21 protein-coding genes, 1 tRNA gene and 1 pseudogene are annotated in these 24,788 nt (G+C 70.9%); 15 read left to right on the forward strand and 8 right to left on the reverse strand.

Annotated elements, in window-relative coordinates; genetic code table 11:
• Positions 1-26 precede the first annotated feature (26 nt).
• From IE278_RS14695 to IE278_RS14705, 3 genes are read left to right on the forward strand one after another with little or no spacing between them, the layout of a single operon-like run.
• Complete coding sequence (locus tag IE278_RS14695; protein ID WP_189772375.1) at positions 27-257, forward strand: MbtH family protein; 231 nt, start codon at positions 27-29, stop codon at positions 255-257.
• Between the two features lie 12 nt (positions 258-269).
• The gene (locus IE278_RS14700; protein WP_189772377.1) at positions 270-1,844 is read left to right on the forward strand and encodes an amidohydrolase; all 1,575 of its coding nucleotides are present in this window, start codon (positions 270-272) and stop codon (positions 1,842-1,844) included.
• Positions 1,841-2,071 (forward strand): hypothetical protein, encoded by a 231-nt coding sequence (locus IE278_RS14705; RefSeq protein WP_189772378.1) that lies wholly within the window; start codon positions 1,841-1,843, stop codon positions 2,069-2,071. The genes IE278_RS14700 and IE278_RS14705 overlap by 4 nt, the downstream gene beginning before the upstream one ends.
• Positions 2,072-2,148: 77 nt before the next feature.
• Here IE278_RS14705 and IE278_RS14710 read toward each other — a convergent pair whose 3' ends face one another.
• A complete protein-coding gene (locus IE278_RS14710) occupies positions 2,149-2,808 on the reverse strand; it encodes an isochorismatase family protein (protein WP_189772379.1) in 660 nt (219 codons plus the stop codon).
• A gap of 144 nt (positions 2,809-2,952) precedes the next feature.
• Here IE278_RS14710 and IE278_RS14715 point away from each other — a divergent pair.
• The 8 genes and pseudogenes from IE278_RS14715 to IE278_RS14750 form a co-directional block, all read left to right on the forward strand.
• Positions 2,953-3,579 (forward strand): annotated as a pseudogene (locus IE278_RS14715) (penicillin acylase family protein); the annotation flags it as partial.
• Between the two features lie 154 nt (positions 3,580-3,733).
• Positions 3,734-4,405, forward strand: a complete 672-nt coding sequence (locus IE278_RS14720; RefSeq protein ID WP_189772380.1) for a helix-turn-helix domain-containing protein — start codon at positions 3,734-3,736, stop codon at positions 4,403-4,405.
• Positions 4,406-4,453: 48 nt separating this feature from the next.
• A complete protein-coding gene (locus IE278_RS14725; RefSeq protein WP_189772381.1) occupies positions 4,454-5,794 on the forward strand; it encodes a M24 family metallopeptidase in 1,341 nt (446 codons plus the stop codon).
• Positions 5,791-6,822 carry a thiamine pyrophosphate-dependent dehydrogenase E1 component subunit alpha gene (locus IE278_RS14730; RefSeq protein ID WP_189772382.1) on the forward strand — a complete coding sequence of 344 codons (1,032 nt, stop codon included), beginning with the start codon at positions 5,791-5,793 and terminating at the stop codon, positions 6,820-6,822. The genes IE278_RS14725 and IE278_RS14730 overlap by 4 nt, the downstream gene beginning before the upstream one ends.
• Positions 6,810-7,790 (forward strand): alpha-ketoacid dehydrogenase subunit beta, encoded by a 981-nt coding sequence (locus tag IE278_RS14735; protein WP_189772384.1) that lies wholly within the window; start codon positions 6,810-6,812, stop codon positions 7,788-7,790. The genes IE278_RS14730 and IE278_RS14735 overlap by 13 nt, the downstream gene beginning before the upstream one ends.
• 60 nt (positions 7,791-7,850) lie before the next feature.
• Positions 7,851-9,209: an amidohydrolase family protein gene (locus IE278_RS14740; RefSeq protein ID WP_189772386.1), complete on the forward strand. Its 1,359-nt coding sequence runs from the start codon at positions 7,851-7,853 to the stop codon at positions 9,207-9,209.
• Entirely contained in the window at positions 9,206-10,129 is a 924-nt protein-coding gene (locus IE278_RS14745) for a cupin domain-containing protein (protein WP_189772388.1), read from the forward strand. The genes IE278_RS14740 and IE278_RS14745 overlap by 4 nt, the downstream gene beginning before the upstream one ends.
• Positions 10,126-10,815: an SDR family NAD(P)-dependent oxidoreductase gene (locus IE278_RS14750; RefSeq protein WP_189772390.1), complete on the forward strand. Its 690-nt coding sequence runs from the start codon at positions 10,126-10,128 to the stop codon at positions 10,813-10,815. Before IE278_RS14745 ends, IE278_RS14750 begins: the two co-directional genes overlap by 4 nt.
• A 51-nt stretch (positions 10,816-10,866) precedes the next feature.
• Here the strand turns inward: IE278_RS14750 and IE278_RS14755 are convergent, their stop codons facing one another.
• The 3 genes from IE278_RS14755 to IE278_RS14765 form a co-directional block, all read right to left on the reverse strand.
• On the reverse strand, positions 10,867-11,529 hold the full coding sequence (locus tag IE278_RS14755) for an HhH-GDP family DNA glycosylase (RefSeq protein WP_189772392.1): 663 nt from the start codon (positions 11,527-11,529) through the stop codon (positions 10,867-10,869).
• The gene (locus tag IE278_RS14760) at positions 11,526-11,876 is read right to left on the reverse strand and encodes a DUF3140 domain-containing protein (RefSeq protein WP_189772466.1); all 351 of its coding nucleotides are present in this window, start codon (positions 11,874-11,876) and stop codon (positions 11,526-11,528) included. Before IE278_RS14760 ends, IE278_RS14755 begins: the two co-directional genes overlap by 4 nt.
• A gap of 66 nt (positions 11,877-11,942) precedes the next feature.
• Positions 11,943-12,749, reverse strand: coding sequence for an alpha/beta hydrolase (locus tag IE278_RS14765; protein ID WP_189772394.1), 807 nt, complete (start codon positions 12,747-12,749; stop codon positions 11,943-11,945).
• 200 nt (positions 12,750-12,949) lie between these two features.
• Here IE278_RS14765 and IE278_RS14770 point away from each other — a divergent pair, with 200 nt between their 5' ends.
• Together IE278_RS14770 and IE278_RS14775 are read left to right on the forward strand one after the other, a co-directional pair.
• Positions 12,950-13,732, forward strand: a complete 783-nt coding sequence (locus IE278_RS14770) for a sulfite exporter TauE/SafE family protein (protein ID WP_189772396.1) — start codon at positions 12,950-12,952, stop codon at positions 13,730-13,732.
• A 135-nt stretch (positions 13,733-13,867) separates the two neighbouring features.
• On the forward strand, positions 13,868-15,760 hold the full coding sequence (locus IE278_RS14775; protein ID WP_189772398.1) for a glycoside hydrolase family 15 protein: 1,893 nt from the start codon (positions 13,868-13,870) through the stop codon (positions 15,758-15,760).
• Between the two features lie 56 nt (positions 15,761-15,816).
• Here IE278_RS14775 and IE278_RS14780 read toward each other — a convergent pair whose 3' ends face one another.
• Both IE278_RS14780 and IE278_RS14785 read right to left on the reverse strand, forming a co-directional pair.
• The gene (locus IE278_RS14780; RefSeq protein WP_189772400.1) at positions 15,817-17,979 is read right to left on the reverse strand and encodes an MDR family MFS transporter; all 2,163 of its coding nucleotides are present in this window, start codon (positions 17,977-17,979) and stop codon (positions 15,817-15,819) included.
• 160 nt (positions 17,980-18,139) lie between these two features.
• Complete coding sequence (locus tag IE278_RS14785) at positions 18,140-18,652, reverse strand: DUF309 domain-containing protein (protein ID WP_189772402.1); 513 nt, start codon at positions 18,650-18,652, stop codon at positions 18,140-18,142.
• Between the two features lie 135 nt (positions 18,653-18,787).
• On the opposite strand from IE278_RS14785, the gene IE278_RS14790 reads away from it, so the two are divergent.
• Positions 18,788-18,861: transfer RNA gene (locus IE278_RS14790), tRNA-Pro, on the forward strand.
• A 641-nt stretch (positions 18,862-19,502) separates the two neighbouring features.
• Positions 19,503-20,345 (forward strand): 4'-phosphopantetheinyl transferase family protein, encoded by an 843-nt coding sequence (locus tag IE278_RS14795; protein ID WP_189772403.1) that lies wholly within the window; start codon positions 19,503-19,505, stop codon positions 20,343-20,345.
• On the opposite strand, the gene IE278_RS14800 is transcribed toward IE278_RS14795, so the two are convergent.
• Positions 20,299-21,327 (reverse strand): helix-turn-helix transcriptional regulator, encoded by a 1,029-nt coding sequence (locus IE278_RS14800; RefSeq protein WP_189772404.1) that lies wholly within the window; start codon positions 21,325-21,327, stop codon positions 20,299-20,301. The two genes, IE278_RS14795 and IE278_RS14800, sit on opposite strands and share 47 nt — an antisense overlap.
• 615 nt (positions 21,328-21,942) lie before the next feature.
• Positions 21,943-24,603, reverse strand: a complete 2,661-nt coding sequence (locus IE278_RS14805; RefSeq protein WP_189772405.1) for an AAA family ATPase — start codon at positions 24,601-24,603, stop codon at positions 21,943-21,945.
• Between the last annotated feature and the right edge of the window lie 185 nt (positions 24,604-24,788).

Below are 24,788 nucleotides of genomic sequence, written 5' to 3' on the forward strand. Positions count from 1 at the left end.
CACACCAAGCGAGTCGGAGGACCCTCATGAGCACCAACCCGTTCGAGAACCCCGAAGGCACCTACTCCGTCCTCGTCAACGACGAGGGCCAGTACAGCCTGTGGCCCGACTTCGTGGACGTGCCGGCCGGCTGGACCGTCGCGCACGGCCCGGCTCCCCGCCAGGAGTGCCTGGACCACATCGAGAGCAACTGGACGGACATGCGCCCCAAGAGCCTCGTGGAGCGGACGCGGACGGCGGCGGAACAGGCCGGCTGAGGCGCCGGACCGATGCTCTCCACGCGACTCACCAACGCCCGCTTCCTCACCATGGACCCCGACCGTCCCGTCGCCCGCGAACTGGGCATCTGGCGGGGCCGGATCGTGGGCCTGGACGAGGAGGTGGCCGCCCTGCCCGCCCGCAGGGTGGTCGACCTCCAGGGCGCCACCGTGCTGCCCGGGTTCATCGACAGCCATGTCCATCTGGCCTGGACCGGCTTCAAGGCGGGCACGCCGAGCATCGCGCCGTGCCGGTCGGTCGAGGACGTCCTGGCCGCGGTGGCCGAGGCGGTGGCCCGCACACCGGAAGGCGGCTGGACGGACCTCGCGGGTTACGACCAGCGGGGCCTCGGCCGCCATCTGACCGCCGCCGAACTGGACGGGGTCAGCGCCGGCCGCAAGGTGTTCCTCATGCACGACTCCGGACACGGCTGCATGGTCAACACGGCCGTCCTGGACCTGCTGCCCGCCGAACTCGCCGACGGGAACGGCTTCCTCGCCGAGGGAGCCATGGGCGCCGCACGGGCCCTGCGCCTGCCGTACTCCCAGCAGGAGTTGGCCGACGCGATCGGTCACGCGGCACGCGGCTGCCTGGCGGAGGGCATCACCGGTTGCGCCGAGGCGGGCATCGGCGGGGCCCTGTTCGGGCACAGCCCGGTCGAGCTGGGCGCGTACCAACTGGCCTCGGAGCAGGGCAAACTGCCCCTGCGGGTCCAGCTCATGGTGTCCGCGGACCGGCTGCGCCCGGTCGCCGCGCACCGGGACGACGGCATCCCGCGCGCCCTCGACCTCGGTCTGCGGACGGGGTTCGGCGGCGACCGGCTCTCCGTCGGCGCGCTGAAGATCTACACCGACGGCGGCATGATGGCCCGTACCGCCGCCCTCAGCCGCCCCTACGAAGGACTCGACCACGCAGGCCAGTTGCAGGAGGACCCCGGGGCGCTGGCGGACACGATCGTCGACGGTCATCTCGCGGGCTGGCAGCTGGCCGTCCACGCCATCGGTGACCGGGCGGCCGACGTGGCCCTCGACGCGCTGGAGCGGGCGCAGCGCCTGCGTCCCCGGCCGGGCGCCCGGCACCGTATCGAGCACGCGGGCCTCATCCGTCCCGACCAGTTGGACCGCCTCGCGCGGCTGGGCGTGGCGGCCGTGGTCCAGCCGAACTTCCTGCGGTACTTCGGCGACGACTACGCGGCCGTCATGGGGAAGGAGCGGGCACCCTGGCTGTACCGTGGAAGGGGATTCCTCGACCACGGCGTCACACTGGTCGGCAGTTCCGACCGGCCCGTCGCGGACGGATCACCCCTGCGGGCGGTCCAGTTCATGGTCGAGCGGGCCTCCGCGTCGGGGCAGGTCATCGGCCCGGACGAGGGCATCACGGTCGAAGAGGCACTGCGCGCCTACACCGTGGCCGGCGCCTTCGCCTGCCACTGGGAGGACCGTGCGGGCAGCCTCACACCGGGCAGGTGCGCGGACCTGGTCGTCCTGGGCGACGACCCGACGGGCGTCGAGGTCTCGCGCATCGGCGACATCGACGTGGTCGCGACATTCGTCGACGGCCGGGAGAGCGAGGGAGGCGCCCTGTGAGTACGCGCATCGACAGCGTGGAGACGTACGCCCATCTGTGGCAGGCGCCCGCGTACCCACGCAGGTGGGTGCTCTGGGACACCGCGGGGGACGTCCTCGTCTTCGACCGGGACACCAACGGTGTGGTGGACATCGACGACGGGCCGACCCGGGGCGAGGTCCTGCGCAGGATGCGCGAGGCGGGCGTACCGGAGAGCGACGAGTATCCGGGACGCCCTTGCGCGTGAGCCGTTCGCCGTCGTGCGAGAGCCACCCGCCGCCGCGTCCCCTCGGGCGCAACGGCCCAACAGCCAGTCGGCGCAGGTCACATGCTCTGGGCCGCCCTGCCGTGCAGCAGGTGACGGATCAGCTGGTTGGTGGTGCAGACGACACCGGTACGAGCGATCCACCGCAGTGCCATGGAGTGGTCCTCGGCGGAGAAGTCGGCCACCGCGTCGGCCACCACGAACGGCTGGATGTCGTGCATGAAGGCGTCAGCGGCCGTGAGCAGGATGCCGAGATGGGCCCGTACCCCGCAGAGGATCAGCTGATCGCGCCCCTCGGAGCGCAGCAGCCTGCCGAGATGGCTGCGCAGGAACGCGTTGTGGCGGACGTTGACCATCAGGTGTTCGCCCACCCGGGGCATCAGCGGTGCCACGACCGCCGCGTCCCCGTCGGGCTCAGGTCCGATGCCGGGCCCCCAGATGTCGCTCATCAGGCCGCGCTGGCCGGGGCGCTGCTCGGCCGGCTCGGCGCTGAAGACGATCGGCATGCCGAGGGTGCCCGCCAGTTCGCGCAGGGTGGCGATGTTGTCGATCAGTTCCACGACGGGTGAGCAGTCCGGCGGGAAGGCCTGGACGAAGTGGTTCTGCATGTCGTGGACCAGCAGCGCGGCCCGCGCCGGATCGATCGTCCAGGCCGGGCCGGACGCGGGAACCGCGGAACGGTCGGGCATGGCATAGGAGTGGATGACGGGCAGGACCATGGGCGGACTCCTCCCTGGTGGCGTGGACCCCCGAGCCCTCTAAAGGCAAGTTAGCTTAGCCTAAGCTAACTTGACGGAGGGTGGAGTGCCAGGCACCCGATTGAGCCGTGGACCAGGAAATTCGAGTGCGAGGGAGACCGGGTCATGACCGGCAGCACGTCCCGGGACGCCTCCGGCAGTACCTACCGGGACGCCTGGGGCATCCCGCACCTCCGGGCTGCCGATCCGCTGCGGCTGGCCTTCGCCCAGGGACGCAACGCGGTACGCGACCGTGCCTGGCGACTGGAGCTGGAACGGCACCGCTCCCAGGGCACCACCGCCTCCTTCCTCGGCGCGGGCGCCGTGCCGTGGGACCGCTTCGCCCGCCGGGCCCGGCTCGACGACACGGCCCGGCGCTGCTTCGACGCGCTGGAGGAGGAGACGGCCGCCTGGGTCCGCGCCTATGTCGACGGAGTCAACTTCGGCCTCGTACGTGCGGCGGCGGACACACCCGAGTTCGCGGCCACGGGACTCGCCCCGGAACCCTGGGAGAGCTGGACGCCTCTCGGGGTGTGGCTCACCCACCACATCCTGTTCGCCGGATTCCCGACCAGGCTGTGGCGCGAGGAAGTGGCCCGTCAACTCGACCGCGACGCAATGGAGTTGTTCGCCTCCGACGATCCCGGTACCGCGGGCTCGAACGGCTGGACGTTCTCGGGTGACCGCACCGCCGCAGGCTTCCCCCTGATCGCGGGGGACCCGCACCGCTTCCTCCAGAACCCCGGCTTCTACCCGTGGGCGCCGAGGGCAACGACCCAGAGGCAGTTGTCACGGTCGGCGAGACTTCGCCCTGCTCGTCGAGGAACCCGACGACGACTGAGGGTGCCGTACTGTTCAATGGAGGTGAACGCCCCCGCACGAGTCACCGCTGCGAGAGGAGCCGCCCGTGTCCCCTGCCGCGGTGCCGCCGGTCGGCGCGCGCATCCGCCGGGCGCGTACGGCGCGCGGTATGAGCCTGCGCGCGCTGGCCCGGGAGGTCGGGGTGTCCGCGAGCCTCGTCTCACAGATAGAGACCGGCAAGAGCCAGCCGTCGGTGAGCACGCTGTACGCGATCACCACCGCGCTCGCCATCCCGGTCGAGTCGCTCTTCGACGCCGAGGACGACCCGGCCCCCACCCCGATGGCGGGGATCGCGGCCGGGCACCCGGCACCCGTGGGCGCACCGCCGGACACCGTCCTGCACGCGCTCGCCGCCTTCGCCGCCGACCCCCGCCGCAGGATCGGCCCGCTGGTCGGCGGCGGTGAACGGGAGGTGCTGGAGCTGGACTCGGGCGTCGTGTGGGAACGCCTCGGCCGGGTCCCCGGCGCCGACGTCGACTTCCTGCTCGTCACCTACCGCCCCGGCGGAGCCTCCTCCGGCACGGGCGCTCTGATGCGGCATGCCGGGACCGAGTACGGCTATCTGACCTCCGGCGAACTGATCCTCACCCTCGGCTTCGACGAGTACGTGATCCGGCCCGGCGACGCGGTGAGCTTCGAGTCGACGACCCCGCACCGCTACCGCAACGACGGCGCCGAACCTGCCGTGGGTGTCTGGTTCGTGTTCAGTATGCCTTGACACTTTCCCCGGGCGGTCGTTCACTCCGGATGAGGGTGGTGGTCGTCAATGGCAATCCGCACCTACGGACCGAACGCAGTCGACTGGGAACAGCGCATCGACCTCGACCGGCTTCGCGGGGAGCGGCTGGACCGGCTCCACGAAGCCCTGAATCGCTCCGAGTTGGGCGCGTTGCTCAGCTTCGACTTCGCCAACATCCGCTATATGTCGTCCACCCACATCGGCACCTGGGCGATGGACAAGCTGATCCGCTTCGCCCTCCTCGTCCGCGGCGGCGAACCGGTCGTCTGGGACTTCGGCTCCGCCGCCCGTCACCACCAGCTGTACAACCCGTGGCTCGACCACGGCGACGGCAAGGAAGGCAGCCCGCCGACGGGTGCCCGCGCGGGCATCTCGACCCTGCGCGGTGCCTTCCACCCGGATGCCGGGATCGGCGCCGACGTCGCGGCGAAGGTGGCCGCCGAACTGCGCGAACACGGGCTGGCGGGCGAGCCGTTGGGCGTCGACATCGCCGAGATGCCCGTCCTGCACGCGCTCAAGGAGCAGGGCATCGACGTCGTCGACGGGCAGCAGGTGTTCCTTGAGGCCCGCAGGGTCAAGACGCCCGACGAGATCTCCCTGCTCACCCAGGCGTGCTCGATGGTCGACGCCGCGTACGAGGAGCTGTACGCCCACCTGCGGCCGGGCGTGCGTGAGAACGAGTGCGTCGGACTCGTGTCCAAGGTCCTCTACGACCTGGGCAGCGAGTACGTCGAAGGGGTCAACGCGATCTCCGGGGAACGCTGTTCACCGCATCCGCACGTCTACAGCGACCGGCTGATCCGTCCCGGCGACCCCGCCTTCTTCGACATCCTGCACAGCCACCTCGGCTACCGCACCTGCTACTACCGCACGTTCGCCGTCGGCAGTGCCTCGGCCGCGCAGCGCGACGCGTACATCCGCTGCCGTGCCTACATGGACGAGGCGATCGCCCTGGTCCGGCCAGGTGCGACGACCGCCGACATCGTCGAAGTCTGGCCGCGCGCCCAGGAGTTCGGCTTTCCGGACGAGACCGCCGCGTTCGCCCTGCAGTACGGGCACGGGGTGGGCCTGTCCATCTGGGAGAAGCCCGTCCTCAGCCGCCTGGTCTCGCTCGACCACCCCGAAGTCCTCGAAGAGGGCATGGTGTTCGCGCTGGAGACGTACTGGCCGGCGGCGGACGGCTGGTCGGCGGCGCGCATCGAGGAAGAGGTGGTCGTCACCGCCGACGGCTGCGAGGTGATCACCAAGTTCCCGGCGGAGGAACTGCTCGTCGCGGGCCGCAAGTACTGGACCGTGGACGGCGCGCTCGACACCCGCCGGGAGTCCCAGTCCCATCTGAACACCCGCGAGGGCAGGGGAGACCGATGACCCGCGTCCCGCAGCCGGCGGTCGGCTCGGAAACAGGTACGGGCCCCGGCTCCGAGGCCGCCGAACTCCTCGCCCTCTACGAGGAGATGGCCGTGATCCGGCGCACGGAGAAGGCCGCCCACGACCTGTTCCTGTCCGGCCTCGTCAAAGGCACCACGCACCTCGCCGCCGGACAGGAGGCCGTCGCGGTCGGGGCGAGCGCGGCCCTGCGCGACGACGACTACGTGTTCGCCACCTACCGCGGCCACCACCACGCCCTGGCTCGCGGCGCGACCCCCGAGGAATGCCTCGCCGAACTGATGAGCCGCGCGAGCGGCCTGTGCGGGGCCAAGGGCGGCTCGATGCACCTCACCAAGGCCTCGGCCAACATGCTCGGCTCGTACGCGATCGTCGGCGCCCATCTCCCCCTGGCGGTCGGCGCCGCATGGTCGGCCCGGCTGCGGGGCACCGGACAGCTCGCCGTCGCTTTCTTCGGCGACGGGGCGACCAACATCGGCGCCTTCCACGAGGCGCTCAACCTGGCCGCCGTATGGAGGCTGCCCGTGCTGTTCGTCTGCGAGAACAACCTCTACATGGAGTACACCCCGATCGCCGACGTCACCGCCGTGGCCGACCCCGCCGCCGACCGGGCCCCGGCGTACGGCATCCCCGGCGAGACCGTCGACGGCAACGACGTGGTCGCCGTACGGGAGGCGGTGGCCCGGCTGGCGGGCCGGGCCCGGGCGGGGGACGGGCCCGGCCTGCTGGAGGCGCGGACCTACCGGCACTACGGCCACAGCCGCGCCGATCCCGCCGCCTACCGCCCGGCCGAGGAGGTGGAGCGCTGGCTCAAGCACGACCCGCTCGACGTGGCACGCGGCCGGCTCGCCGAACTCGGGATGCCTGCCGAGACGCTCGTCGCTGCGGACCAGCGCGCCGAAGCCGTCGTACAGGCGGCCGTCGAGGCCGCGAAGAAGGCGCCCGCGCCCGATCCCCGGGACGCGCTGACCGACGTATGGGCCGACGGAGGTGCGCGATGGCGGACGTGATCACCTACCGGCAGGCCGTCGCCGAGGGCATCGCGCGGGAGATGCGGCGCGACCCGGCGGTGGTGTGCCTCGGCGAGGACATCGGCGCGGCGGGCGGGGTGTTCAAGACGACGGCCGGGCTGTACGAGGAGTTCGGCGCCGGACGGGTGTGGGACACGCCGATCTCCGAACAGGCCATCGTCGGGGCGGCGATGGGCGCAGCGATGACCGGGATGCGGCCCGTCGCGGAGATCATGTTCTCGGACTTCCTGGCCTGCTGCTGGGACTACCTCGCCAACGAGATCCCCAAGGTGCGCTATATGACGGGTGGTCAGGTGACCGTGCCGCTGGTGGTGCGTACGGCCAACGGCGGCGGCCTCGGCTTCGGCGCGCAGCATTCCCAGGCCACCGAGAACTGGGCGCTGACCGTCCCCGGACTGAAGATCGCGGCTCCGGCCACACCCGCCGACGTGATCGGCATGATGGCCGCCGCCATCCGCAGCGACGATCCGGTCGTCTTCTTCGAGCACAAGGGGCTGTTCGCGGGCAAGGGGCCGCCCGCGCCGCCGGACCACGTCGTCGAACTGGGCCACGCGGCCGTCGTGCGCGAGGGCGACGACGTCACGCTCGTCGCCCTCGCCTCGATGGTGCCGGTGGCGCTCTCCGCCGCCGAGCGGCTGGCCGAGGAGGGCATCGATGTGGAAGTCGTCGACCTGCGCTGCCTCGTGCCGCTCGACGTGATGACCGTGCTCGGCTCTCTCGCGAAGACCTCACGGCTCGTGGTCGTCGAGGAGAACCCCTACCAGGGCGGCTGGGGCGGCACGCTCGTGTCGATCGTCGCCGACGAGGGCTTCGGGCTCCTCGACGCGCCCGTCCGCAGGGTCGCCGCCGCATGCGTGCCGCTGCCGTTCGCGGACGTACTCGAAAGGGAGGTCGTCCCGACCGTCGACAAGGTCGCGGCGACGGTCCGCGACCTCAGCGCGTACTGAACCGGGCCTTGGACGGCTCACTGAACTCGGAACTCGGCATGGAGAGAGGCGAGTAGGGCGATGACCAACCGAATGCTCCTGCGCTCGGGCCACGTGCTCTCGATGGATCCCGCGATCGGGGACCTGCCCGGCGGTGACGTCCTGATCGAGGACGGGCGGATCGCCGCCGTCGCACACGACATCGTCGCGGACGCGGAAGTGCTCGACATGACGGGCCGCATCCTCGTGCCGGGCTTCGTCGACACCCACCGGCACACCTGGGAGGCGTCCATCCGCGGCTGCGCGCCCGACGCCACACTCGACGACTACTTCGTCGAGGTCCTGGACACCTACGCGCCCGTCTACGGCCCCGAGGACGTGTACGCGGGCAACCTGGCGGGCTCGCTCGAATGCCTGAACGCCGGTATCACGACCCTCGTCGACTGGTCCCACATCAACAACACCCCCGAACACCCCGACGCGGCGGTCCAGGCCCTCACCGAGACCGGCATCCGGGCCCAGTACGCGTACGGCAGCGCCAACACCTCGCTCGCCGACTACTGGTACGAGAGCAAGATCGCGATGCCGGGAGACGACGTACGGCGGGTCCGCGAGCGGCACTTCTCCTCCGACGGCGGCCTGTTGACCATGGGCCTGGCCACCCGCGGTCCCGGCTTCTGCATCAACGACGTCGTCGAGGCCGAATGGCACCTCGCGCGAGAACTGGGCATTCCCCTCACCGTGCACGCCGGCATGGGACGGCTCGCCGGCCGGTTCGGGATGGTCGAGCAGCTCCACGGCCTCGGTCTGCTCGGCCCCGACACCACCTACGTGCACTGCTGCTACTTCAGCGAGGAGGAGTGGCGGATGGTCGCCGACAGCGGCGGCGCCGTGTCCATCGCCCCGCAGGTGGAGACACAGATGGGGCACGGCTGGCCGCCCGTGATGAAGGCGATCGAGTACGGCCTGCGGCCCTCCCTGAGCATCGACGTCGTCACCACCGTGCCCGGAGACATGTTCACCCAGATCCGCGCGGCCTTCGGCGCCGAGCGGGCCCGCGTGAACGCAGCGTGCTGGCAGGCCGACAGCCCCGTCCCCGACACCATGTTGACGGCACGTCAGATGTTGGAGATCGCGACCGTCAACGGGGCGCATGTCGCCGGACTCGAGGACCGGACCGGCTCGCTGACCCCGGGCAAGCGTGCCGACGTCGTGGCGATCGACGCGACCGCGCTCAACATCGCGCCGCTCATCGACCCGGTGGCCGCCGTGACGCTGAGCGCGGACGTCTCCAACGTCGAGACCGTCATCGTCGACGGTGTCGTCCACAAGCGCGACGGCAGGCTGCTGGCCGACACCGGGCGGGCGCGGCGCCTGGTCGAGGAGTCCCGCGACCGCCTCACCGCCGCGGCCGAGGCACGGGGGAAGCGGCAGGCATGACCCACCACGTGATCCGGCGGGCGGCCGACGCCGCATTCGCCGTACCGCCCCAACTGCCGTACGACAGCGTGGGATTCACGCGACGGACGGTGGTCGGCGAGGAGGACGGCTCCGTACACACCGGCTTCGGGGTCTGCGAACTGGCCCCGGACGGGACGATCGGGGCCCACGTCCACTCGTACGAGGAGTCCTTCCACCTGCTGTCGGGGACCGTGATCCTCGATACGCCCGAGGGCTCGTACCTCCTCGAAGAAGGTGACTACGGGCTGCTGCCGACGGGTGTCCCGCACGCCTGGCGCGGCGGCCGGGACACCGTCGCGCGCTGGGCGGACATGCTCGCGCCGGTGCCGAGAGCCCGCTACGGGTACGACACCCAGGCCGTGCCCGCCCGCCAGGCCCCGCCCGTCCGCGAGCCCGCCCGGATCGACGTACGCGACCCGCGCACCCGCTCCTTCGGCCACTTCGAGGCCGCCCAGATGGACCCGGGAAAGCAGTCCCAGGACCTCCTCGCCGTGTCGGCCAGTATGCGTAGTGCCCTGCTCGTCTACAGCGGCATCACCGTCAAGATGATGGTGGACGCCGACCTGGGCGCCGTCGCCTCGACGATGTTCATGGTCCAGTACGCGGCCGACGGCGTCGCCGGCGCGCACGACCACCCCTTCGAGGAGACGTACCTGATCGTCGAGGGCGCGGTCGGCGCCACCTTCGACGGTGAGCGGTACCGGCTGGAAGTGGGCGACGCCGCCTGGGCGGGCGCCGGTTGCGTGCACGGCTTCACCAACGCCGGTACGGGGCCGGTGCGTTGGCTTGAGACACAGGCGCCGCAGCCGCCGTCGCGCCACTCCTACCGGTTCGCGCGCGACTGGGACCACCTGCGTGACGTACTGGCCGCACCGGACAGGGGAGGGCGGACGCCATGAGCGGTGTGGTCGTCGTCGGGGGCACGGCCGGTATCGGTCTCGCGATCGCCCGCGCCCGCGCGGAACGCGGTGACGAAGTCGTCCTCACCGGGCGCGACGCCCACCGGGCCGACACGGTGGCCAAGGAGATCGGCGCGCACGGGATCGCCCTCGACCTCTCCCGGCCACGGGAGATCGCGTCCGCGCTGGCCGGTGTGGAACGGGTCGGCCATCTCGTGCTCGCCGCTGTCTCACGGGACCGGAACACCGTCACCGCGTACGACATCGAGGCCGCGCAGTACCTCGTGACCCTCAAACTCGTCGGCTACACCGAGGTCGTCCACACGCTGGTGCCGCGCATGACGCAGGAGAGCGCCGTCGTGGTCTTCGGCGGGCAGGCCAAGGAGCGGCCCTACCCCGGCGCCACCACGGTCGCCACGGTGAACGCGGGCGTCACCGGCCTCGTACGCACCCTCGCCACCGAACTCGCCCCGATCCGCGTCAACGCCGTCCACCCGGGGATCGTCGGCGACAGCCCGTACTGGTCGGACAAGCCCGCCGAGGTGCTGGAGAACTACCGCGCGCAGACGCCCACGGGCCGGCTCGCGCGGATGCGGGACGTCGTGGACGCGGTGGACTTCCTGCTCCGCAACGAGGCGGTCAACGGCGTCGACCTCGCGGTGGACGGCGGATGGCTGCTGCGGTGAACGCGGGAACAGTGACAGCGGCGCCGACCCGGTGAAGGTGATGGCGGTCCTCTAGGTCCGTGCCTCCTCGGCGTGCCGCACACAGTCCTCCACGACCGACTTGTCCAGCGCCGCCCGCACCAGAGCCGCCGCCAGGACGGCGGGTTCGACGTCCCCGGCGAGCTCCCTCAGTCGACCGGGGCCCTCGGGCAGACCGAGCCTGCCCGCGCCCTGGAGAGCTTTCGCGTCGAGGTGGGGCGAGACCTCGGGCCACACCCGCTGCACCTCACGCAGAAAGATGTCCACGCCCGCGGGCCCCAGCCCCGGAAGCTCCCTGAGCAGGCCGCGAAGCTCCTTCTGGTCACCGTCCGCCGCCTCCCGTATCCGGCGCGGATCGCCTCCCCAGCGGTCCAGCAACAGCCGCGCTCCGTCGCCCAGTTGGGTCGCCGTGCGCTCGTCGTAACGCCGGTAACCGCCACGGCCCAACGCGTCGACCCGCTGCTGCCAGGTCGCCGCGGCCATCCGGCGGGGATCGCGCAACCCCGCCTCGTACAGGGCGCGCGTGGTCGCCAGGGCGACGGAGGAACGGATCCGCGCGCTGAGCAGACAGGCCATGACCAGGGTCCGGTACAGCGGCTGCGGGGTGTTCCGCAGCGTGATGCCCCCCTCCTCGGCGAACGTACGGCCGTGGCGGGACACCAAAGCCCGCAGGACCCTCTCCTGTTCGCCGCTCACGCCAGTGGCCTGGTCGGGTCATGGCCCAGGGTCATCAGCCGGTGGCGGCGGCGGGTCTCCTCGGCCTCGGACGCCTGCTTCGGCTCGCGCTCGGGGCCGGTCTCGGCGGTGACGGTGTCCACGACCTCGTACATCACGTCGAGGTCGTCCTCGGTGAGGTCGATGCGCCGCTTCTGCAGGATGGCCAGCACATGCTCGCCGGTCGGTGCGCCCGCGTGCTCGGGCGGCGCCACGGACTCCTCGGAGGCGTCGTTCACCCGCAGCCAGGCGGCCAGCTCCTGAGAGGTCATGTTCACCACGCGGTGGAACTCGGCCCACAGCGCGTCGAGTTCGAGGGCGTCGGCCATCAGGTCTCCCTTGTCGTTCGTGCACCTCGTCATGGGTCGTATCGTGCCTGCCCCTGATGGGTGTTTCTACGCGAGCACGTCGTCCACGAAGCGTGTCAGGTCCGCCAGGACCGCGTCCTTGACCGTCTCGTTGAACACCTCGTGCTGTGCGCCCGGGTACACGCGCTCGTCCCAGTCGGCGCCGCGCAGCTCCTCGACGCCCGCCCGGCTGGCCGGCAGCGGCACGATCCGGTCGTCGTCCCCGTGCAGCCACAGCAGCGGGAGAGCCCCCACGTCACCGCTCTTGGAGATGGTCTCCAGCGTGCGGACGAACGCCTCCAGTGTGGGGCGCTTGAACGGCCCGTGCCAGACGAGGGGGTCCGCCGCGTACACCCGGCCGACCGCAGGATCGCGCGAGAGCGCCGTCGGGTCGATGGGCACCTCGGGCAGCGGATCGAGCGCGAGCAGCTGATGCAGCGGCTGCCAGTCGCCGATCACCGGCCCCGACAGGACGAGCGCGGCCAGCCCGTCCCCGTACCGCTGGGCGTGGCGCGCCGCGACGAGCCCGCCCATCGAGTGACCGATCAGCACGATGGGCACCCCGGGGTACGTGTCCCGGGCCAGCAGTTCCACCGCGTGGACGTCGCTCACCACGTCCTCGAAGTCCTCGATCAGCACGCGTTCGCCGCCGGACTTCCCGTGTCCCATGTGGTCGGGGCCGAACACCGCCGCGCCATGCCCGTGCAGCACGTCGGCGACGTACTCGTAACGGCCGATGTGTTCGCCGTAGCCGTGGACCAGCAGTGCCACGTACCGCGGTCGCTCCCGTGGCCACTCGCGTGCCGTGATGCTGCTCCGGGTGCCCGTGAGGGTGTGTTCGCGGGAGTCGGCCATGGGTCCTCCATCGGCGGCGGCGAAGGTTCGAGGACGATCTTTCCAGGGGGTGGGGGGCCGGTCCAGAGCACGCGGCAGGTGGCGGCGGCAGGGGACACCCGCCGGGGGAACCCGCGGCGGGTCACCGGTCGGGAGGTCGGGGTCACCTGTCGAGACGCCCCTGACAGGGCCGGATAGGTGGGCATAGCATCGGTTCCCGCATGAACACGATGACGCTCTGGCACATCACTCCCTGGGAGTTCGCCGCCCTCGCCGCCGCGGCCCTGCTCGTCGGCTTCTCCAAGACCGCCGTGAGCGGGGCCAACACCGTGAGCCTCGCGATCTTCGCGGCGGTCCTGCCGGCCAGGGCGTCGACAGGGGTGCTGCTGCCTATCCTGATCGTCGGGGACGTGCTCGCCGTACTCACCTACCGGCGGCACGCGCACTGGCCGACCCTGTGGAGGCTGTTCCCCGCGGTCGCCGCGGGCGTGGTCGTGGGCACGGTGTTCCTGGTGTGGGCCGACGACGCGATGGTGCGTACGTCGATCGGCGCGATCCTGCTGTTCATGGCCGCGGTCACCGTGTGGCGCCGCCGGAAGGCCGAGGCGGGCGGGGCCGACGAGCAGCCCGACTCGGTGGCCACGCGGACCGGCCGGATCAAGGCCCGCTCCTACGGAGTGCTGGGTGGCTTCACCACGATGGTCGCCAACGCGGGCGGCCCGGTGATGTCGATGTATCTCCTGTCCGCGGGCTTCCGCAAGCTCGGCTTCCTGGGCACCTCCGCCTTCTTCTTCCTGATCGTCAACGTCTCCAAGGTCCCCTTCAGCGTCGGCCTCGGCCTGATCGACGGCCACTCCCTGCTCCTGGACGCGGCCCTCGCGGCCTTCGTCCTGCCGGGCGCACTCATCGGCAAATGGGCCGTGGACCGCATCAACCAACGCCTCTTCGAACGCCTGGTGATCGCGGCGACGGTCCTGGGCGGCCTGCAACTGCTCCTCCGCTGACCCGTGCCCCTGGGGCGCGGGGCTGTTGGGGCGCGGGGCTGTGACCTTCCGCGGCTCCGCCGCGTGGGCGCGCCCGGCCCAAACGGACCCGCAGATTCCCGACAAACCCCCCAGTGGAACGTCTACGCTGAGCCCATGCCCGAGGCATCCGCTCACCAGGCCCCACCGGCGTCCGACGGCGAGGAACCGCCGACGCCCTCCGACGGCACCCGCTACCTCCCGATCGCCGACCACGGCCTGATCGGCGACCTGCGCAGCGTCGCCCTCGTGGGCATCGACGGCACGATCGACTGGTACTGCTGCCCCTCCTTCGACGCCCCCAGCGTCTTCGCCTCGATCCTCGACGCGGACCAGGGCGGTTCCTTCGAACTGACGGCAGCCGTCCCGGCGCGGACCAAGCAGTTCTACTTCCCGGACACCAACGTCCTGCTCACCCGCTTCTTCACCGAGGACGGCGTCGGCGAGATCCAGGACTTCATGCCGGTCGACGGCGACGGAGGCGGAGACGGCACCGGCGACGCGGGGGAGGCGGACCGGCACCGGCTGATCCGCCGCGTGCTGTGCGTACGTGGCTCGGTCCCCTTCCACGCCCGCGTGGCACCGCGCTTCGACTACGCGGCACAGCCGCACACCGCCCGCCTCCACGACGACATGGTGGTCTTCGAGTCCAAGAACCTGTCGCTCGCCCTGACCTCCACCGAACCGCTCGCCTGCGACGGGCTGGACGCGACGGCGGACTTCAAACTCCAGGAGGGCGAGTCGGCGGTGTTCGCCCTCGACCAGGTCAGCGGCGACACCCAGCCCCGCCGCTGCCCGCGCGCCGAGGCGGAGGAACTGTTCGGCGCCACCGTGGCGTTCTGGCGGAACTGGCTGACCGCATCCCAGTACCGCGGCCGGTGGCGCGAGATGGTGCACCGCTCCGCGCTGACCCTCAAACTGCTCACCTACGCGCCGACCGGCGCGATCGTGGCCGCCGCGACGACCAGCCTGCCCGAGCAGATCGGCGGCGAACGGAACTGGGACTACCGGTACGTGTGGGTGCGCGACGCGGCCTTCTGCGTGTACGCCCTGCTGCGCCTGGGGTTCACGAGCGAGGCCAAGTCGTTCATGGCGTTCACGGCCCGGCACATCAGCCCCGGGGACGGCCGCCCCGCGGGCCCGCTGCAGATCATGTACGGCATCGACGGGCGCACCGACCTGCGCGAACAGGAAGTCGGCCACCTGGAGGGATACCAGGGCTCCGCCCCCGTCCGGATCGGCAACGCGGCGGCCGACCAGCTCCAGCTCGACATCTACGGCGCCCTCATCGACTCGGTCTACCTCTACGACAAGTGGGCCCAGCCGATCTCCAGCGACCAGTGGGACGACATCTGCGCGCTGGTGGAGTGGGTGTGCGACCACTGGGACCAGCCCGACGAGGGTGTCTGGGAGACCCGCGGCGGCCGGAAGAACTTCCTCTACTCCCGGCTCATGTGCTGGGTGGCGATCGAGCGGGCGATCAGGCTGGCCAACCGCCGGGGCCTGCCCGCGGACCTCCCGCGCTGGCGCGGCGCCCGCGACACGATCTACCGGCGGATCATGGACCGCTGCTGGTCACCGACGCGCAAGGCCTTCGTCCAGCACGAGGACGACGACGTCCTGGACGCCGCGGTGCTGATGATGCCGCTGGCCAAGTTCATCTCACCGACCGACCCGAAGTGGCTCTCCACACTCGACGCGCTCACCGAGGACCTGGTCTCCGACTCGCTGGTCTACCGCTACGACCCGAAGGTCAGCCCCGACGGCCTGCGCGGCGAGGAGGGCACCTTCTCGATCTGCTCCTTCTGGTACGTCGAGGCGCTGACCCGGGCCGGCCGGCTCGACGAGGCACGCCTGGCCTTCGAGAAGATGCTCACCTACGCCAACCACCTCGGCCTGTACGCCGAGGAGATCAGCCACACCGGCGAACAACAGGGCAACTTCCCCCAGGCCTTCACCCACCTGGCCCTGATCAGCGCGGCCTTCAACCTGGACAAGGCCCTGGGCTGAGCCACCCCGGCGCCCGCCGGCGGAGCCGCAGCCACCACACCACCGTCGCGGCGGAGCTACCGGCGGCCACCCTCCGCCGTGGCCGTGGCGAGGGTCTTGCCCCCGGCCCCGGCCTCCGTCGGCGTGTCGTCGCTCAGGTCCTCGACCAGGAGCCGCTTGGCGATGCTGTCGACGGCGACACGAAGCTCCGCCCCCGACGGCCGCCCGAGGTCCCGCTCGACCCGGTCGGCCAACCACCGCGCCCACGCCTCGCCGATGACCCGCGCCTCGCGCGCCCCCGCCTCGGTGTGGGAGAAGAGGCCGCCCTCACGGGTGAGGTAGCCCTCGTCGACCATGCGCTGGAAGACCGGCACCAGTACCTCCGGAGGCATATGGCGGCGGGCGGCGATCATCGAAAGACTGGCGTGGCCGACCATCCGGGTGAACAGCTCGACCTGCATGACGGTCCAGGCCGCCGCGATGTCCAGCCGGGTGTCCGCCTCGACGACGATCCGGCGCAGGGTCTCGGGCCCGGTACCGCCGAGGATCTTCCCGACCGTGGCTTCGAGCCGCTGCTTGTTGTCGGCCGCGGACGGGGTCGCGAAGCCCTCGCCCATGTCCGTGGACCCCATCCGCGCGCTGTCGCGCAACTGCACCTGCTTGAGGAACAGGGAGACCAGGAATCCGAGCGCCGCCACGGGCACGGTCCACAGGAAGACGGTCTGCAGCGTCTCGGCGTACGCCTTCACCAGAGGCGCGGCGGTCGCCGACGGCAGGCTGTGCAGCCCTTCAGGGCTGGTCGCCGCCTTGGTGACGGCCGCGGGGTCGGTCCCGCCGATCCGGGCCGCCTCGGCGACCCCGTCCGCCAGGTTCGGCTTCAGCGTGTTGGCGTAGATCGTGCCGAAGACCGCGGTCCCGAAGGAACTGCCGAGCGTACGGAAGAAGGTGACGCCGGACGTCGCCGTACCCAGGTCGGTGTACTCGACGGTGTTCTGCACGGCGATGGTGAGGACCTGCATGCACAGCCCGATCCCCGCGCCGAGCACGAACATGTAGAGCGAGGAGAGCCAGGTGCTGGTGCCGCTGTTCATCAGGGAGAGCAGATAGAGCCCGACGCCCATCACCAGCGAGCCGACGATGGGGAAGATCCGGTAGTGGCCGGTCTTGCTGATGACGTTGCCGCTGAACACCGACGCGATGAGCAGACCGACGACCATGGGCAGGGTGCGTACGCCGGAGACCGTCGCCGAGTCGCCGTCCACGTACTGCAGATACGTCGGCAGGAACGTCATCGCGCCGAGCATCGCGAAGCCCACGATGAAGCTGAGGATCGAGCAGACTGTGAAGACGGGGTTGCCGAACAGCCGCATCGGCAGCATGGGCTCGGCCGCGCGGGTCTCCACCCGGCAGAAGGCCGCGAGGGCGAGGACACCGCCCGCGAAGAGCCCGATGATCGTGGGGGAGCCCCAGGCGTACTCGTTGCCGCCCCAGCTCGTCGCCAGGATCAGGGCGCTGGCGCCGACCGCCACCAGGGCGATGCCCAGATAGTCGATGACCGGCCGGGACGGCGACTTCACCACCGGGATCGTGCGGGCCGCGGCCACCACGACGAGGATCGCGATGGGGACGTTGACGTAGAACGCCCAGCGCCAGGTGAGGTGGTCGGTGAAGAGGCCGCCGAGCAGGGGACCGATCACGGTGGCGACACCGAACACCGCGCCGATCGCACCCTGGTACTTGCCGCGCTCGCGCAGCGGGATCACGTCGGCGATCAGGGCCATCGCGGTGACCATCAGACCACCCGCGCCGATGCCCTGCATGGCCCGCCAGGAGATCAGCAGGAGCATGTTCGAGGAGAGACCGCACAGGAACGAGCCGGTGATGAAGATGATCGCCGACGCCTGGAAGACGAGCTTCCGGCCGAAGAGGTCACCGAACTTGCCGACGAGCACCGTGGCGACGGTCTCCGCCAGCAGATAGCTGGTGACCACCCAGGACATGTGCTCCGCGCCGCCGAGGTCCGACACGATCGTGGGCAGGGCCGTCCCCACGATCGTCTGGTCCAGCGCGGCCAGCAGCATGCCGAGCATGATCGTCACGAAGACGACGTTGCGACGGCGCTTGTCCAGCACGGGCGGCTGCGCGGCGGGCGCTTCGGCGGCGGGCGGTCCTGCGGGGGGTCCGGCGGTGTCGGTGGTCGTCACACCGGTCAGCTTCACACCGGCCGGTGGGGTGTGCATGCGGGGCCGTCCGCATGGGGGTGCGGGCGGCGTGGGGGTACGGGTCGTACGGAGGTGCGGGCCGCTGAGCTGCCATGAATCGCCCGCACGTCCCGAGCCCGCCGCACGGCGTCACGGCCGCACGGCGTCACAGCGGTCACCCCGTCCGGCCGCGGGCGGCCTACGAGTCGCCGCCCCGCAGCCGCGGCGCCCGCGCCGACGCGTCCACGGCAGTCTCGTCCCGCTCCACGGAACCCGCCAATTCCCGCGCCCAGGAGGCCAGTTCGGCCAGCGCGAGCCCGTACGGACGGGGGTTCCCGGAACCCGCGCCCCACTCCTCGACAGCGCCGGCCCCCCGCCGCAGCAACCGGGCCCCGCCCGTCACGTTCCCCCGGGCCGCGTGCGTCAGGCCCACCGCGAGCTGGGCAAGCCCTCGCCACAGCGCCCGCTCCTCGTCGGGGCCCGACTTCCAGGCGTCCTCGAAGACCTCGTGCGCGTGGAACGGCTTCCCCGCCGTCAGTAGGACCTGGGCCTCGGTGACCGTGTCCTCCGGGGCGCGCACCACCCCCTCGGGCTGCCGCTCCACTCCGTCCACCCCGTACGGCAGGGGTCGCCCGAGCCCGTCCCGGGGCCGGGCGTTGCGCGCGCGGCCCTCGGTGTCCCGGTCCCGCCTGTCGCCAGAAGTGTCACTCATCCCTCGATTGTCCCCCTTGCCCGCCCTGCTCGTGCTACCCGCCCTGCTCGCCCTACTCGCCGTCTTCGAGGCATCGCCTTGGGTGCGGTAAGGTTCTGTTCGCGCGATCACGCGGTTCACCGCGGCGAGGCGCATCGGGACGTGGCGCAGCTTGGTAGCGCACTTGACTGGGGGTCAAGGGGTCGCAGGTTCAAATCCTGTCGTCCCGACGGTGTGAAGGGTCTTCGCAGGCGACAGCCTGCGGGGGCCCTTTTCTCGTGGGCCGCATTCCGGATTCCACGGTCGAGTCCGTCGATCATGGCCGAGACGTTTCCGCTGATGGCCACAACTTGCACGGCATTAAGTGCCGGTGTTCTGTCGGCCTCTTCGCCGAGTGGGCCCATGATTCACTGATCAGTGCTCCGATGCTCCGGAGACTGATTCAATGGGTGAGGATTGTTTTGGAGAGACGGCAGGAACGTCAGGGGGCACCGGTTCGCGTAATCGGTAATCCGGCCGGCGACGGTCGCGCCCACACGCCTGTTCCGAATCCTCATGTCGATAAATCGGCCACACTCTCCCCTTCGGGCGCGGCGGGTCCCCTTGTTCCGCAGGGGCGCCGACTGGTCTCATATGGGGTTTGACGTACGTGCGGACTTCGTAGCGTAAGCGGTGTCCTCGTGGTTCTCCGGGGGTGCCCTGTCTTGAGGCGGGAGACGGCGTTGGGCAGGCACTCGCGTTCGGTGCGGCGGATGTGCGGGGATCCCGGAACGGCATCGGATCCGGTGAAGGCGGGCCGCGGAGCGGGGGGCCGTGGGCAGAGCGGTTCTCCGGCCGGCCGTGCGGGCCGCGTGCTCCCCTGGGACGCGTTATGACGCTTCCGGGCGACTCGACCGTGGGACCCCCGCTCCGTGAACCCGTCGAGGTCCTGGACCGGGACGACGGCTGGGAACGGGTGTTCCGCGATCTCCGGCAGTGCGGGACCGCCCTCGTGCACACGCGGCTGGCCGACTGGTGCCCCGAGCCGGAGGACGTCCCGGAGATGCGCCGCCTGCTGGGCCGGGACTGGTCCCGCTATCTCGACTTCGCCCGCCCCGAGGCCCGGATCCGGCACGTCGCCGGCCGCCTGCTGCTGAAACACGCGGCCGGCGCGATGCCGTGCGGCGACCCCGAGAACCTGGAACTCGGCTACGGGCCGGCCGGACGCCCGTATCTGCGCGGCTGCGACCGGGTCGACATCAGCCTGAGTCACGCCGAGGACCTGCTGCTGGTGGGGCTCACCACCACCGGCCTGATCGGGGTGGACTCGGAGCGCGCCGACCGGCAGCCGTCCGGCCCGGGGATGAGCGGGCATGTGTGCACGCCCTACGAGCTGATCTCGCTCGCCAACCTGCCGGAGGCCGACCGCAATCCGACGCTGGTGCGGCTCCGTACGCTCAAAGAGGCCTACGGAAAGGCCATCGGGGCCGAGAACCGGCTCCGCTTCACGGAGTTCGGGTTCGGCCCCGACGGCAAGCCCGTGCAGGTGCACCGGCCCGACGGAACGCCCGGCACGGGTGCCGAGTGGGCGTTCCGCACCTTCCTGCTGCCCAACGGTTACTGCGTGGGTGCCGCCGTGTACGACGCCGGCTTCGACACCTCACGGACGGCTCTCGCCCGCGAGGTGGCTACTCCTGCGAACTGGGCTGGACCAGCCCGGACAGCGTGGCGTTGACCCCCGCCTGGAAACGGCTGGTGGCCTTCAACTCCTCGGTGATCTCGGCGATGTGCCGACGGCAGGTGCGTACGGACATGCCGAGCCGCCGGGCCACCATCTCGTCCTTGTACCCGTTGGCCATGAGCCGCAGGATCGACGCCTTGACCTCGTCGGCGAGCGGCTCGGGGGTGCTGGTGCCGGGCTGGAAGGGCAGGGCGCCCTGCCACATGTGGTCGAACACCGAGCACATGAAGGCGACCAGGTTGGGCTCTCTTATGATCACCGCGCCGCGCCCGGGGTCGGGCAGGTTCTGTTCCGGCAGGAAGGCGACTTCGCGGTCGTAGATGATCAGTCTGTCGATGAGTTCGTCGGTGGTGCGTATCTCGGCGCCCTTGGCGGTGACTTCGGAGACATAGGCGCTGGTGACCAGATCGCTGCGTGCCGTGTGCTGGTAGAGGGTGCGCATTCGGACACCCCGGTCCAGTGCGGCGACATTTGAATTCCGGACGGTGTCGAGAACTTCGGGTGGACGGGCTCCTCCAGGTTGAACGGTCAACATTTCGGCGCGCGCCCGGAGCAGATGCTCGTCCAGGAGGGCGCGAATGGTGTCGACGTCCGTGATGAGGTCGAAGGCTTCCATCTGATTGCGCTGGCGGCGACCCTCGAAATAGGTCGGCATCAGGGAAAGCATTCGGGTGCGGACTTCACTGACCGCCTGTTGCAGTTCGCGTATCTGCCACTCCGAGGAGCCCAGCAGCTCCGCGGCGGCGGCGTCCGGGCTCACGGGAGCCAGCCGGTCAGGGTCGCCGGGCAGCGGCTGCAGCAGCCGCAGGTGGCGTAGTACCCCCTCGATCCGGGACACTTCCGTGCTGGACGCCTGTAATTCATCGGCTATTTCTTCTCGCACGAACTGGCCACGCTGAATTGCATGTCGATAAGCGTTGGCGCTTGCGTGGTCGAGTTCGGCGAACTCCGGCGTGGAGCCGTTGATTCCTCCCATGCAGTCCTTCTCCCCCGTGCTGACTTCAGTTGTTGCCATGCAACTTTACGCCAGCGGAGCTGACTTGGGGGGAGCGCGGGAGTCGGGCATCCTGGATCTCGTCACTCGAAGGGGGGTGGGAAGCGATGACGACGTACGACGCTTCTCCGCTGAATAAACAGAATCAGCATCAATGGGGGATGCATGGGGCTCTTCGTGATGAGAAGCATCATTTCGGGCGGACTGCCGACGGGGTCCGCGCGCGGGACAGCGGGTCCGGCTAGGCGTGAGGCGGGCGGGGAGCGCTGGCTCCAGGGCCTGTCCGACGACAACGGCTGGCCGCGCACGTGTAGTTGACGTGAGTTTCAGTGGCCCCTCCCCTTCGCGGGGAGGGGCCACTGCTGTGCCAGGGTCAGGTGGCTCGGGTCGGCGGGCGGACGCGGTGCGGGCGGTGCCCCGGCCGGGGAGTCGCCCGCGCAGCGCGACGTTCACCACCTATTGCGACAGTAATTCTTGACCGAGTGCAAAATGCCTCCGTGCTGGCCCGACGTGAATTCCAGAACTCGGTTGTCACCGTGCCAAGGCAAAGAAACGGTGGAAACCCGCGGCGGCCTTCGGTCGCCGCGGACGAGGTTCTCAGGAGCCCTGCGCCGACGCCAGTTGGAGATCCACGGGAAGATCCTGCCGCCGGGTGATCTTCAGTTTCCGGTAGACCTTGGTGAGATGCTGTTCCACCGTGCTCACGGTGATGTAGAGCCGCAGCGAGATCTCACGGTTCGTGTAGCCCTGCGCGGCGAGCGCGGCCACCCGCTGCTCCGAGCTGCTGAGCTTCGAGTCGATCGCGGTGGTCGCCGGGATCAGGGTCCGCTCCCGGGTGAGGTCCCTGGACGCCCTGCCGGGAATCGTCTCCTCGCACAGGGGCTTGGCCCCGCAGATGTGCGCGAGGTTCCACGCGCGCCGGGTCATCGTGTTGGCCCGGGTGGCCTCGCCGACCGACTGCAGGGCCCTGCCGAGATCGCCGAGCGCCCGCGCGAGCTCGACCCGGTCCCCCGACCGGCGCAGCTCCTCGACGGCCTGACCGAGCAGCGCGGGGCGGTCCTCCTGAGGCACCGTCCTCGCGTGCGTCCGCAGGGAGACGCCGCGCACCCACGGATGGCGGGCGTCGGGAGAGGCGAGCTGACGCTGGATGAGGCGCTCCGCCTGCTGCACCTCACCGAGCCGCAGCAGCGCCTCCGCCGCGTCCGTGCGCCAGGGCAGCACGAGGGGCCTGTCCAGCTGCCAGCGCTTCAGCAGCCGGCCTGCCTCGGTGAAGTCGCCGAGAGCCAGGTGGAACTGGTCGGTGGCCAGGTGGTACAGCCCCCGGGCGCGCAGATGGCCGGGGCCGTGGATGCTGTCGAACAGCTGGTCGTCGGCGGGCCGGTTCAGCCGGTCCGCCGCGGCGGCGAACTGCCCGGTCATGGTGTGCGCGCGGATGAGTACCGCGGTGGGCGCCGAGGCGAAGGCGCCCGCCGTGGGTTCCGGCAGGACGTCCAGGGCGGCGGAGGCCTGCAGTTCGGCACCCCGCAGATCACCGAGCCGCAGCAGCACCTCCGCGTGCAGGGTGGTGAACAGTGCCTGCCAGCCCGGAGCCTCGCGGCGCTCGGCCTCCTCGGCCAGGCTCTGGCTCCAGTGGGCGGCCCGCTCGGGCTGCGCGGAATGGGCGAGGGCGCGGACCGCCTGGTGCAGCGCGTGCAGGGTCGTATCGGTGAGGACCGACTGCTCCAGCACCCGCTCCGCCGCCGTACCCGCGCTGCGGTCCGCCGCGTCCGGCACATCCCAGTACGAGGTGAGGACGCGGCTTCCCGGCAGCTCGGGGAGCTGGAGACTCGTGTCACCCGTCCTGTTCGCGGACTCGGCGATCCGGTCGTTGATCGCCGCGGCCTCGGCCACCCGGCCCTGGCAGGCCAGCACATGGGCGACCGAGCCCAGCTGCGGCCCCGTCAGCGTGCCGCCCTGTGCGCTGTCGAGAGAGGAGGAGAGGAGGCTTTCCGCCCTTCTCGGATCGAAGCGCCACAGGACGGTGGACAGGCGGGTGGTGATGTCGATCCGGATCCGCTCGTCGGAGCATGCCTCGTACGCCAGTTGCAGTGCCGCTGCCGCCGGCCTCGGCTCGTCCCGGGCGAGCAGCCGCTCCGCGTGGTCGCGCAGCATGTCCGTCGCCCACGGCGTCTCGGACCAGGGAACGTCCGCCTGTGCGGAGGCGAGCAGATGCCCCGTCACGGCGGCCGAGTGCGGTTCCGTGGCGTGCAGCAGCCGGGCGACACGGCGGTGCAGCCCGGCCTGTTGTGCCGAGGTGAAGTCGTCGAGGACGGCCGCGCGGGCCGCCGGGTGCCGAAAACCGCAGCCGTCGAGAATGCCGGCGGCGGTGAGCGCCGCTATGCCGCGCGCCGCGGCCGAGACACTGATGCCGAGCAGTTCGGCGGACCGCTCGGGGGTCCCGAGACCGCCCAGCACGGTGAACGCGGCGGCCACCTCGCGGGCGGCGCGACCGCTGCGGCGCAGACAGGTGTCCACGGCGTGCGCGAACAGGCCCCCGGTCACCGGCCGCAGTGCCCGCGGTTCGGCGGTCTCGGGCCACGCGGCGCGGCAGTCCTCCAGCAATGCGCGCACCAGCAGCGGATTGCCGCCGCTGATGTGGTGCAGATCCTCCATCAGCCCGTGGTGCCGGGACAGTTCAGGATCGGCGTCGAGCATCTGGGCGACGCCGAGACGGCTGAGCCTGCGCAGCCGTACGTACCGGGAGGCGGGACTGCGCAGCAGTTCGGACTGCAGCGAGGAGTCGGCGCTCCCGTGGTGCGGCGTGGCGGCCGCGACGAGAAGGATGCGCGCGGAGCGCACATGACGGATGAAGTACCGCAGGTACTGCAGCGACAGTTCGTCGGCGTGGTGCAGATCGTCGATGGAGCACACGACCGGGTTGGCCGCGGCGAAACCGTGCAGCCACGTGCAGAACTCCCGCATCGACTCGGGGCGTGGCGGCCCCTCGTCCGGGTCGGGCAGCTGCGGCCGCCCGTCGGCAGAGACGCCGTCCAGCAGTTGGCGGAGCAGCCCCAGCGGCTGGACGCTCTCCGACTCCGTGCCCTCCGCGTGCAGGACCACGGCCTTGGCGGCGGCGCGCTCGGCCACGGTGGCGAGCAGCGCGCTCTTGCCGCAGCCCGCCGCGCCCTCGATGAGCACCGTCCGGGTTCGCCCGGACAGTGCCTCGGCACTCGCCGAGTCCAGAACGGCCAGTTCCTTGGTGCGATCTATCAGCCTCACAGCGGCCCCGTTCCGTGTGAACTGTATGAACATTTGTTCCTCTTGCCCGGCGTGAGTCTATGGACGGGGCAGGCCGAGAAGCGGCGAGTCCGCTGGCCGAAAGTTGCACTGCATGAAGTCGCGGCCCCGACGCCATGGAGATCTTCGCCGGCCGGACCCCGACCCCGGGGCGTACGGCCGGAACA

Source organism: Streptomyces tauricus, assembly GCF_014650955.1.
GTDB classification, from domain to species: Bacteria; Actinomycetota; Actinomycetes; order Streptomycetales; family Streptomycetaceae; genus Streptomyces; species Streptomyces tauricus.

Bases quoted from the DNA above. Each gene is read 5' to 3' on its own strand.
- IE278_RS14695 (WP_189772375.1), top strand. From the start codon at position 27: ATGAGCACCAACCCGTTCGAGAACCCCGAAGGCACCTACTCCGTCCTC.
- IE278_RS14700 (WP_189772377.1), top strand. From the start codon at position 270: ATGCTCTCCACGCGACTCACCAACGCCCGCTTCCTCACCATGGACCCC.
- IE278_RS14710 (WP_189772379.1), bottom strand. From the start codon at position 2,808: ATGGTCCTGCCCGTCATCCACTCCTATGCCATGCCCGACCGTTCCGCG.
- IE278_RS14725 (WP_189772381.1), top strand. From the start codon at position 4,454: ATGGCAATCCGCACCTACGGACCGAACGCAGTCGACTGGGAACAGCGC.
- IE278_RS14730 (WP_189772382.1), top strand. From the start codon at position 5,791: ATGACCCGCGTCCCGCAGCCGGCGGTCGGCTCGGAAACAGGTACGGGC.
- IE278_RS14735 (WP_189772384.1), top strand. From the start codon at position 6,810: ATGGCGGACGTGATCACCTACCGGCAGGCCGTCGCCGAGGGCATCGCG.
- IE278_RS14740 (WP_189772386.1), top strand. From the start codon at position 7,851: ATGACCAACCGAATGCTCCTGCGCTCGGGCCACGTGCTCTCGATGGAT.
- IE278_RS14745 (WP_189772388.1), top strand. From the start codon at position 9,206: ATGACCCACCACGTGATCCGGCGGGCGGCCGACGCCGCATTCGCCGTA.
- IE278_RS14750 (WP_189772390.1), top strand. From the start codon at position 10,126: ATGAGCGGTGTGGTCGTCGTCGGGGGCACGGCCGGTATCGGTCTCGCG.
- IE278_RS14760 (WP_189772466.1), bottom strand. From the start codon at position 11,876: ATGGCCGACGCCCTCGAACTCGACGCGCTGTGGGCCGAGTTCCACCGC.
- IE278_RS14765 (WP_189772394.1), bottom strand. From the start codon at position 12,749: ATGGCCGACTCCCGCGAACACACCCTCACGGGCACCCGGAGCAGCATC.
- IE278_RS14770 (WP_189772396.1), top strand. From the start codon at position 12,950: ATGAACACGATGACGCTCTGGCACATCACTCCCTGGGAGTTCGCCGCC.
- IE278_RS14775 (WP_189772398.1), top strand. From the start codon at position 13,868: ATGCCCGAGGCATCCGCTCACCAGGCCCCACCGGCGTCCGACGGCGAG.
- IE278_RS14780 (WP_189772400.1), bottom strand. From the start codon at position 17,979: ATGCACACCCCACCGGCCGGTGTGAAGCTGACCGGTGTGACGACCACC.
- IE278_RS14785 (WP_189772402.1), bottom strand. From the start codon at position 18,652: ATGAGTGACACTTCTGGCGACAGGCGGGACCGGGACACCGAGGGCCGC.
- IE278_RS14795 (WP_189772403.1), top strand. From the start codon at position 19,503: ATGACGCTTCCGGGCGACTCGACCGTGGGACCCCCGCTCCGTGAACCC.
- IE278_RS14800 (WP_189772404.1), bottom strand. From the start codon at position 21,327: ATGGGAGGAATCAACGGCTCCACGCCGGAGTTCGCCGAACTCGACCAC.